Here is a 9,565-nt window from a genome sequence, read left to right as displayed (position 1 = left end):
GCGAGTTGTTGCGCCTCAACTTCTGATTCGCCGTGGGGAAGTGTTCTGGCAGATTCAGTCACTAATTTGGCTTGCTTAGCATGCGCGAGATGAACCACACAATACTGACGCTGCTCAATATTCACTTTAGTGTCTTTGTCACAACCATCCGGTTTCTTACCAAGCGATAGCATGATCAAGGGTGGATCTGAACTTATTGCAGTGAAATACGAAAATGGCGCTAAATTATAGGAAGCAGCTTGCCCGTTATCACTCAAAACCCAAGCAATAGGGCGAGGGACGATAGTTTGAGTCATACAGTGGTAAATCTGCTGACTCGTTAACTCAGCAAAATCGATGAACACAAAATAGCTCCTTTAAAGTAATATAACAACAAACCCGCCGACGCGGGTTTCATGCTTGAGTATAGGAGAAACCGCTAGTCTTGTTCCAATACCTCGGCAAGTGCCGCTAAACACAAGCTCACATTCTCTTGACGTGCCGCATATCCCATTAAACCAATTCGCCAGGCCTTTCCTGCAAACTGTCCAAGGCCTGCGCCAATTTCCAAATTGTAGTCATTCAACAAACGAGCGCGAACCGCTTGTTCATCTACACCTTCAGGCACCGCAACCAGATTTAATTGCGGCAATCGATATGCAATCTCTACCATCAGATTTAATCCCAATTTGTCCAAACCCGCAGCTAATAAGGCATGTTGCTGCGCATGCCGCTGCCAAGCTTGCTCTAAGCCTTCTTGATGTAACATCAGCAGTGACTCATGCAAAGCATATAGAGCTGTCACAGGAGCGGTATGATGATAAGAACGTTTTTGCTCACCTGACCAATAGGCCATAACCAAGCTTTGGTCTAAGAACCAACTCTGCACCTTGGTTTTACGGCCTTTCAGTTTTTCAACCGCCGCTGGGCTAAAGCTCACCGGCGATAGACCAGGCACACAAGACAAACACTTTTGACTGCCAGAGTAAATTGCATCAATCCCCCACTCATCAACCAAAACCGGGATCCCGCCGACGGAGGTCACCGCATCTACAATCGACAAACAGCCGTGCTGCTTGGCCAAGCCACATAAAGCCTGTGCATCAGACGCGACACCAGTAGAGGTTTCGGCATGCACAAAAGCCACGATTTTACTGTCGGGGTGCTGCTGTAAGGCCTGCTCCACTTTTGCCGGAGAGACAGGCTGCCCCCAAGCATCCTCTACCACCACAGCGATACCGCCACAACGTTCGACATTTTCCAACATCCGTTGACCAAATACCCCATTAATACAAACAATAACCTTGTCACCAGGCTCGACCAAATTCACAAAGCAAGTTTCCATGCCAGCAGAGCCAGGAGCGGAAACCGCAAAGGTATGTTGATTCGTAGTTTGAAAAGCATATTGCAGCAGCGCCTTAATTTCATCCATCATATTTACAAACAGTGGATCAAGATGGCCAATAATGGGACGACTCTGTGCCTGTAATACTTGTGGTGAAATATCGGAAGGGCCGGGGCCCATTAAAATCCGCCGCGGCGGATTAAAGGATGTTAGGTTCATGCCATGTCCTTATCGTTAGTTATTTATTGTCGTTATGTTTTGTCGCCTATGCACTCTAGCATTAGCGTACAAACAATTGAATGTAAAACGAACAATCACCAGCAAGCCACAAAAATCATTTAGGTTAAATTAACTAAGCCAAAAAAACATTAACCCAGCGAACTTGTGGTTCATTCCTCAGCCTAAAATGCTTCATGTCAAATTCGATCAAAAACCGATCTTTTTGATATCAACCAAGCAACAGATCATGCACAAGGTTGCAACAAAACAAATAAACAACGAAGGCTTTCATGGTATTCCAAAATTGATCCTAAACAAAAAATGAACGACTAATTCAAACCACCAATAGTCCCTTTATTTACGGGGGATTAAGTGTCAATCTAGAGGCAATTCAACTAGCGAATAATTACGCAATAACGACCTGGATCACAACAAAGCTTTAGCATAAATGTGAATCCCTAAAATAAAGGCTCAGAGAGTAAATAAACTGCTACAAAAATGCTAAATAAAATATTCAAATGAATTTTACATTCACATTTATGAATATTTATTCACGTCTAAAATCGATTCAAAACGGCTCTATAAAAAAACCACGTTACATTAGTTTTTCTAATGATTAGGTTGCAATTTAACTTGTTTGAGAACCTCGCATTTCAGAACTACTATTCTCCCATCAACTGAGATGAGGTCCTCGATATGAATATCAATATAAACACGATCCACAGCAATAAACACAGTTCTTCCTTACCACAAACCCAACACGGTATTGTTGAGTTATACAATCTTTGTAATGTGTGGATCCAGCGCCAAAAAACCCGCCGTCAATTGGCTCAATTACCCGCGTACTTATTACGTGATATCGGTTTAACAGAAGCAGACCGCTACCAAGAGTCTCGCAAAAACTTCTGGGAAAACTAGGCTTAAACACCATTTTTGCCAAGGATCTCAGGCTATTTCACTCGGCATGTTGCTTCTGCACATGCCGTTTTTGTTTTTTCTTGTTACCATTCCCGCCAACACTCTGTAATCAATACTACTATGTCGACTAATCTTGCAAACTTGCTGGTTGTTCTCGGGCCTACCGCATCAGGAAAAACCCATCTTGGCGTGGAGATCGCCAGACTTTACGGCGGCGAAATACTATCTGCCGATTCTAGGCAAGTGTATCGAGGCTTGGATTTAGGCTCGGGTAAAGATCTGGATGAATACCAGGAGATCCCCTATCACCTAATTGATATCGTTGAACCTGAGGCCGAATACAGCGTATTTCATTTTCAGCGTGATTTCTTCAAAGCCTACCAGCAAATTAAACAACGACAACAGCTCCCCGTTATGGTTGGTGGAACAGGTTTGTACATTGATGCGGTGACCCAAAATTATCAGCTACATGAAGTACCAAGCAATCAGGCCCTACGTAACGAGCTTGCAGAACTCAGCCTAGAGCAACTGCAGCAACGTTTACTCTCAGTAAAGCCCGAGCAACATAATAATACTGATTTACAGGTCCGACCGCGTTTAGTGCGAGCCATTGAAATTGCCGAGTCAGACACAGCGCCCCCGCAAACCTCCCCTCACCCCGAGATAAAGCCACTTTACTTGGGGATCCGTTGGGAGCGAGCAGTACTCCGTCAACGCATCACGCTACGTTTAAAACAGCGGCTTGAACAGGGTTTAGTGGAAGAAGTTGAACGCCTGCACGCTCAAGGTGTGAGCTATGCAAAACTAGAGTTTTATGGCTTAGAGTACCGTTTAGTCGCACAATACCTGCAACAACAGCTGAGCTATAACGATATGTTTCAAAAGCTCAATTCTCAAATCCACCAATTTGCCAAACGCCAGGATACCTGGTTCAGAAAGATGGAGCGTCGCGGTGATGAGATCCATTGGCTATCGCCAGAAAACTCATTATTAACTCAAGCTGAGCAAGTGATAGCACCTCATTTAAGCAGTCTAAACACGGATTAATAGTTGGCCGCATGTGACTATTTTGACGCAAACCATCGGTAATAAAAAAACATCAACCAATGGGCAGCACTTAAACTAGCAAACGCGGCAAAACCAGCCCATAAGCTCAGCCGATACACGGCTATATCTCCTCGGTAGACAATGCAAAGGCATAACATCAGTATCCAACCCAAGTTGGCCAAAATCATGCATTGCTTACAACGCCCTAACTTTTCTACAAACCATGCCCGAGAACAAAACTGGCAATCCACTAGCGCTCCCCCTTAACTTTGGCTAATTCGATTATCCACGGGTCATCAATTTAAGCAAGTAGTCGCTGATGCGGGTATAAGGCGGTCGCATCAAACGAGTCGCTGCAAATGGACCTTGTTTAAAGATTGGCAGCATTTTAGAAAACTGCACAAAACCATCGTAACCATGGTAGTGGCCCATACCACTGCTGCCGACTCCGCCAAATGGCAGCTGATGCTGAGCCACATGTAGTAACACCTCATTAATACACAGGCCACCAGCTTGAATTTGCTGCTGCACTCGTAGCTGCACCCCAAACTGCTTGGTAAATAGATAAAGGGCCAACGGCGGTGCAGTTTGGTTGACATAAGTGATGGCCTGCGACAAATCTTGATATTCGACAATCGGTAATAGTGGACCAAAAATCTCTTGCTGCATCACCAAGGATGACGCAGCTGCGTCAACTAACAAACCCGGCGTAAATTTCCCTGCACATTCACCAGCAATTAACGGGATAAATTCAGCGCCCTGGGCTATTGCCTGCTCGCGCAAGTTCACCTGCCGAGTTAAAAAATCCGCCGAGATCATATTAGAAAGAGCAGGATCTGACATATCGCTGTAGTGTTTGGCGGTATAAGCTAAACAAGCCTGAATAAAAGCTGACCTCGTTCCCTTGGGAAGCAACACGTAATCGGGTGCCACACAAGTTTGCCCAGCATTCAGCAGCTTCCCCATCAGTATTCGCTCAGCCGCCTGAGTTATGGGATAATCCTCAGCCACGATCACTGGTGACTTTCCGCCTAACTCTAAGGTAACAGGGGTTAAGTTTTGCGCGGCGGCCGCCATCACTTTACGCCCTGTTTGGGTGGAACCAGTAAAGATGAGGTGATCAAAGGGCAAGGCTGAAAAACTTGGCCCCAGTGAGCCGTCGTCTGAATAGATCCGCAGCACATCGTCGGGCAAGTACTTTGGCAACAATTGGATCAGCAAATGGCTTAAGGCGGGACTAAGTTCAGACATTTTAATCATCAACTTATTTCCTGCCGCCAGTGCATCGGTAAGGGGCGCGAAGGCCAAATACAGAGGGTAGTTCCAGGGGACAATGACCCCAACCACCCCGAGCGGTTGAGCCTGAACCCGATTACTCGCTCCAAAGTACCAAAGACTCACCTGACGATGTTGTGGCTTAAGCCATTTTTTGAGGTGTTTTAGACTATAACGCAGGCCCTCGATGGCCGGGAAAATTTCAATCAGCCTCGACTCATGCGGACTGCGATAACCAAAATCGTCACTAATCGCAGCGATAATAGCGGCTTGATTATCGAGCAACAGCCGCAGCATTTGGCTAAGATGGTAGCGACGTATCGCTAAACTAGGGTAAGGCTGTTGACGATAAGCCGCTTGCAAATCGCTTAACTCTTGGGACAATTGCAGTTTGCTTGCTTGGTTCATGTGCTATCTCAATCATCTGCCGTGAACAAAGGTTATGTTACCATGAGTAACTTGTAAACTAATTTGACCAAACTCGAAAATTGTTATGCCACACCATATCGTTTACTCAGTGGTTTTAATGGAGGCAAAAAATTAACTCTACGCACTTTAAAGCGCCCTGGTGGGCTCGTAATCGGCATATTCAAACTCTGCTGCCCACTTTGTTATTGCGCAACAAAAAACTCAATTTGGATTGGCAACAGTTAGATCTAGACGATGGTGACTTTATCGATCTCGCTTGGATTGATAGTGCCAAGACTGACAAACCAGAACAAGCAATCGTGCTCGTCTTCCATGGCTTAGAAGGCAGTGTACATTCACCCTATGCCAAGGGGATCTTACAAGCTTGTAAACAGCAAGGCTGGCGAGCAGTGGTGATGCATTTTCGAGGATGTAGTGGTAAACCCAACAAGCTATGGCGCGGTTACCACAGTGGCGAGATTGATGACGCACGAGCTTGTATTGAGCATTTACACGCACTCAATCCCAAAGCCCCTCTATTCGCCTTGGGCTACTCGCTAGGCGGGAATATGTTGGTGAATTATCTAGCGAAAGAACCACGCTCACCGCTAACTGCGGCCGCGGTCATCTCTGCGCCACTGCACTTAGCCGCCTGTTCCCAGCGACTACAACAGGGTTTTTCTCAAATATACCAGCATCACTTACTCAGCCGGATGAAAAAAAACCTCTGTAAAAAGATTAGCCGTATGCCACAAGCCCCACTGCAACAAACGCAAGTCAAGCGCTGGCGTAACTTCGTAGAGTTTGATGAACACTACACCGCCCCAGCCCATCAGTTTGCAGGTGCCGTTGACTATTACCAACGCTGTAGCGGCTTACCCTTACTCAAGCACATTGGCTTACCCACTTTGCTGATCCACGCCGCCGATGATCCTTTTATGGACGCAAGAGTGATCCCGCGAAATGAGCAAATCAGCCCCGCGATTGAATATCGACTAAGCCGCACTGGTGGACATGTAGGATTTGTCGGTGGTAGCCTATTTCGTCCAACATTCTGGCTAGAGTCTGCTATTCCACAGTGGTTTAGCCAGCACCTCAACACAAAAGAGCATGCTAATTCATGATAATTCCTTGGCAAAACCTAGCGGCCGACACTTTCGAAGCTTTACTCGAAAGTTTCGTATTACGTGAAGGCACCGACTATGGTGAACAAGAGTTGAGTTTAGAAGACAAACGAGAGCAAATTAAACAACAGGTTATTAATGGTTCAGTTTTAATCGTATACTCAGAACTACATGAAACAGTCAACTTGATTGCCAAAGAGCAATTTAATGCCTCAGCCACGGATAGGCTGCAGGATGATGTATAAATCATGTTTATAGTCTCACTTACAGATAGGTCATTATGTCAGCTAAACATCCTATTATCGCTGTCACTGGTTCTTCCGGTGCCGGAACGTCAACCACCAGTGAGGTATTCGCTCACTTATTTAGGCAACATAAACTGAATGCAGCCTTTATTGAGGGCGACAGTTTTCACCGCTACACTCGACCCGAGATGGATGTAGCCATCCGAAAGGCTCGCGAACACGGAAAGCACATCAGCTACTTCGGCCCGGAGGCCAACGACTTCAATTTGTTGTATGAATTTTTCAAACAATATGGCGAAGATGGTACTGGTCAATATCGACGTTATCTGCACACCTTCGACGAAGCCGTGCCATACAATCAAATGCCGGGCACGTTTACCCCTTGGCAGGAACTGCCGGAAGAAACCGAAGTATTATTTTATGAAGGCTTGCACGGCGGCGTGGTTTACGATGAAAAAAATGTCGCGTCAAAAGTTGATTTGCTGATCGGCATGGTGCCGATTGTGAACTTAGAGTGGATCCAAAAACTGGTGAGGGATACCACCGAACGAGGCCATTCACGAGAAGCCGTGCAAGATTCAATTGTTCGTTCAATGGATGACTACATCAACTACATCACCCCACAATTTTCGCGTACCCATATCAACTTTCAGCGCGTCCCTACGGTCGATACATCAAACCCTTTTAGCGCTAAGAGTATTCCGTCACTCGATGAAAGCATGTTAGTGATCCGTTTTAGAGGACTCAAAAACGTTAATTTTCCTTATCTGTTACAGATGATTGACGGTGCTTATATGTCGCGGCAAAACACCATCGTGGTTCCAGGAGGAAAGATGGGTTTCGCCATGGAGCTAATTTTATCACCGATGATCCAACAATTGCTGGAAACCGGAAAAGTTCGTTAACTCGCGCTTTCAATCCGATAGCTGTGGCTAATTTCACAGCTGTTACCCAACATTAACGATACCGAGCAGTATTTTTCCATACTCAATTGCACCGCTCGGGCAACGTGCTTGTCGCTCAAATTCACCCCACTTACGACAAACTCCAGGTGGATGTTGGTAAATACCTTCGGCGCCGCCTCGGCTCGCTCTGAATCCAAATGAACTTGGCAATCAGTCACTTGCTGCCGAGCCTTAGATAAAATGGAAATGACATCCACAGAACTACATCCACCAGCCGCCATTAAGACATACTCCATCGGGCTCGGAGCAGCTTTCGCAGCGTCGCCATCCATCAATATTTGGTGGCCTGAACTGCTTTCACCAATAAACTGTAGTTCTTTTGACCACTTGACCGACGCTTTCATATTAGATTCTCCTGCTTAATATTTCGTTCACCAGCTTAATCTAGGTCAAGGTTCATGGCTAGTAATTACCTCATACTAAAGGCGTATAAATGCCTTGCAGCAAAGTCCGAAGCCTTTTATGCTAGGGGTGGATGGAAAACAATTAGAATAAATACAATTTACTAAGTATATAGCTGGTAAATAATTATAAAGACAGAGGATTTCTTTAATATGGTAATTGGCAAACCTCAAGCTGATCCGGTGATGGAGTGGTTTCTTTCTCACTGTCACATACATAAGTACCCTTCAAAAAGCACCCTAATTCATGCCGGCGAAAAAGCCGAAACCCTATACTACATAGTCAAGGGCTCAGTCGCGGTTTTAATTAAAGATGAAGAAGGCAAGGAAATGATCTTGTCTTATCTGAATCAAGGTGACTTCATGGGCGAACTAGGCCTTTTCGAAGACACTGAAAACCCGATCCGGACCGCTTGGATCAGGGCTAAAAGCCCTTGTGAGGTTGCCGAAATTTCTTATAAGAAATTCCGTCAACTGATTCAAGTGAATCCTGAGATCCTGATGCGTTTGTCAGGGCAAATGGCAACCCGCCTGCAGATCACCAGCCAAAAAGTGGGTGATTTAGCCTTCTTAGACGTGACTGGTCGAATTGCTCAGACTTTACTAAACCTAGCGAAACAGCCAGATGCGATGACTCATCCAGATGGTATGCAAATTAAGATTACCCGCCAAGAGATCGGCCAAATTGTTGGCTGTTCTCGTGAAACGGTTGGTCGTATTCTTAAGATGCTAGAAGAGCAAGAGCTTATCACCGCCCACGGTAAAACAATTGTGGTTTACGGTACCCGCTAAGCAACTCTCTGTTTACCTATAAAAAAAGCCGCTTATGCGGCTTTTTTATTGTGCCAACTAACGATTAGTACTACTAAATATTTTATCCGCCGAAGCTTCAACAAAGCCGGAATATAACTCACCGTTCGGTAATGGATAACGCAGTGCAAACTCATAGAAGCAACTGGGAATGCGTTGACTAGAATCACTAAATACTACTTCAGATAAATCTGCCATAGTTGAAGATTGCTCTAATAACACTTCCGGCGAACCTTTGATCTCACCACCAAGCTTATTGAGCACATAACCCGCCTCACTCAAACATTGATTCACCTGTTGTAAGCTGTCGAAATGCGGTAGCTGGTTGACTGACACCGTAAAATGATTCGCTCGATAACCATAAGCAGCCAACCAAGCGGCATATTCACTTTCTTCAAGTAGCTGCTGATAATCAGCGTAGCTCAATTGCCATGGACGGCCACAGAAAAAAACTTCTGGCTGTTGATAAAGCGCTAATGGCACCTGCTTAGCCAAACCTTGAACAATCATCTGCGCCTTATCAGACAAGCTCTCAACCTGTAATTCACTAATAAAGACTTTGGGAATACTCGGGTCGGAATGCTCAAAGTGAGCCGCGTCTAAGTGCTTATTCGCAAAATGGTATTCTCCTCCTCGATGATAGCCCATCGCCAATAAGTGTTTCGCAAAAGCTTCCACACCGGTATTCGGTAAATTAAAGCTGCGAATGGCAATATGATCATTGACGATCTGATGACCATCGCCCAACAGCTGATGGATCGCTTCGGCGCTAGGTGTCACCGCCAAATATTGTTGCCATAAACGTTCAAAAAACAAATCTAAGGTCATC

Annotated in this window: 12 protein-coding genes (1 of these 12 only partly in view); 6 read left to right on the top strand and 6 right to left on the bottom strand. The window is 45.4% G+C overall.

The window, feature by feature from the left end; genetic code table 11:
* Together ACRRS0_RS02945 and ACRRS0_RS02940 are read right to left on the bottom strand one after the other, a co-directional pair.
* Positions 1 to 344: the 5' portion of a flavin reductase family protein gene (locus ACRRS0_RS02945; RefSeq protein WP_432454706.1), read on the bottom strand. The gene continues 271 nt to the left of window position 1, outside the view; 344 of the gene's 615 nt are visible here — the first part of the coding sequence; the start codon lies at positions 342 to 344; its stop codon lies off the left edge, out of view.
* 74 nt (positions 345 to 418) lie between these two features.
* Positions 419 to 1,543 (bottom strand): pyridoxal-phosphate-dependent aminotransferase family protein, encoded by a 1,125-nt coding sequence (locus tag ACRRS0_RS02940; protein ID WP_432454707.1) that lies wholly within the window; start codon positions 1,541 to 1,543, stop codon positions 419 to 421.
* 696 nt (positions 1,544 to 2,239) lie between these two features.
* On the opposite strand from ACRRS0_RS02940, the gene ACRRS0_RS02935 reads away from it, so the two are divergent.
* Both ACRRS0_RS02935 and miaA read left to right on the top strand, forming a co-directional pair.
* Positions 2,240 to 2,461 (top strand): DUF1127 domain-containing protein, encoded by a 222-nt coding sequence (locus tag ACRRS0_RS02935; RefSeq protein ID WP_432454708.1) that lies wholly within the window; start codon positions 2,240 to 2,242, stop codon positions 2,459 to 2,461.
* A 120-nt stretch (positions 2,462 to 2,581) separates the two neighbouring features.
* Positions 2,582 to 3,508 carry a tRNA (adenosine(37)-N6)-dimethylallyltransferase MiaA gene (gene miaA, locus ACRRS0_RS02930; RefSeq protein ID WP_432454709.1) on the top strand — a complete coding sequence of 309 codons (927 nt, stop codon included), beginning with the start codon at positions 2,582 to 2,584 and terminating at the stop codon, positions 3,506 to 3,508.
* A 17-nt stretch (positions 3,509 to 3,525) separates the two neighbouring features.
* Here the strand turns inward: miaA and ACRRS0_RS02925 are convergent, their stop codons facing one another.
* Positions 3,526 to 3,696 carry a hypothetical protein gene (locus ACRRS0_RS02925; RefSeq protein WP_432456107.1) on the bottom strand — a complete coding sequence of 57 codons (171 nt, stop codon included), beginning with the start codon at positions 3,694 to 3,696 and terminating at the stop codon, positions 3,526 to 3,528.
* A 94-nt stretch (positions 3,697 to 3,790) separates the two neighbouring features.
* Positions 3,791 to 5,191 carry a coniferyl aldehyde dehydrogenase gene (locus tag ACRRS0_RS02920; RefSeq protein WP_432454710.1) on the bottom strand — a complete coding sequence of 467 codons (1,401 nt, stop codon included), beginning with the start codon at positions 5,189 to 5,191 and terminating at the stop codon, positions 3,791 to 3,793.
* Between the two features lie 131 nt (positions 5,192 to 5,322).
* Between ACRRS0_RS02920 and ACRRS0_RS02915 the strand changes: the two genes are divergently transcribed.
* The 3 genes from ACRRS0_RS02915 to ACRRS0_RS02905 are packed head-to-tail and all read left to right on the top strand — an operon-like array spanning position 5,323 to position 7,465.
* Complete coding sequence (locus ACRRS0_RS02915; RefSeq protein ID WP_432461090.1) at positions 5,323 to 6,315, top strand: hydrolase; 993 nt, start codon at positions 5,323 to 5,325, stop codon at positions 6,313 to 6,315.
* Positions 6,312 to 6,560: a YheU family protein gene (locus tag ACRRS0_RS02910; protein ID WP_432454711.1), complete on the top strand. Its 249-nt coding sequence runs from the start codon at positions 6,312 to 6,314 to the stop codon at positions 6,558 to 6,560. The genes ACRRS0_RS02915 and ACRRS0_RS02910 overlap by 4 nt, the downstream gene beginning before the upstream one ends.
* Before the next feature lie 35 nt (positions 6,561 to 6,595).
* The gene (locus ACRRS0_RS02905) at positions 6,596 to 7,465 is read left to right on the top strand and encodes a phosphoribulokinase (protein ID WP_432454712.1); all 870 of its coding nucleotides are present in this window, start codon (positions 6,596 to 6,598) and stop codon (positions 7,463 to 7,465) included.
* Here the strand turns inward: ACRRS0_RS02905 and ACRRS0_RS02900 are convergent.
* Complete coding sequence (locus tag ACRRS0_RS02900; RefSeq protein ID WP_432454713.1) at positions 7,462 to 7,869, bottom strand: OsmC family protein; 408 nt, start codon at positions 7,867 to 7,869, stop codon at positions 7,462 to 7,464. The genes ACRRS0_RS02905 and ACRRS0_RS02900 overlap by 4 nt on opposite strands.
* A gap of 210 nt (positions 7,870 to 8,079) precedes the next feature.
* Between ACRRS0_RS02900 and crp the strand changes: the two genes are divergently transcribed.
* Complete coding sequence (crp, locus tag ACRRS0_RS02895; RefSeq protein ID WP_432454714.1) at positions 8,080 to 8,718, top strand: cAMP-activated global transcriptional regulator CRP; 639 nt, start codon at positions 8,080 to 8,082, stop codon at positions 8,716 to 8,718.
* Positions 8,719 to 8,775: 57 nt separating this feature from the next.
* Here the strand turns inward: crp and ACRRS0_RS02890 are convergent, their stop codons facing one another.
* On the bottom strand, positions 8,776 to 9,564 hold the full coding sequence (locus tag ACRRS0_RS02890) for a DUF1338 domain-containing protein (RefSeq protein WP_432456109.1): 789 nt from the start codon (positions 9,562 to 9,564) through the stop codon (positions 8,776 to 8,778).
* Position 9,565: the final 1 nt, after the last annotated feature.

This window comes from Agarivorans sp. QJM3NY_29 (assembly GCF_050870835.2).
GTDB lineage: Bacteria > Pseudomonadota > Gammaproteobacteria > Enterobacterales > Celerinatantimonadaceae > Agarivorans.
Note: the sequence above shows the minus strand (reverse complement) of the source record. Positions and strands in the feature narration are given on the sequence as shown.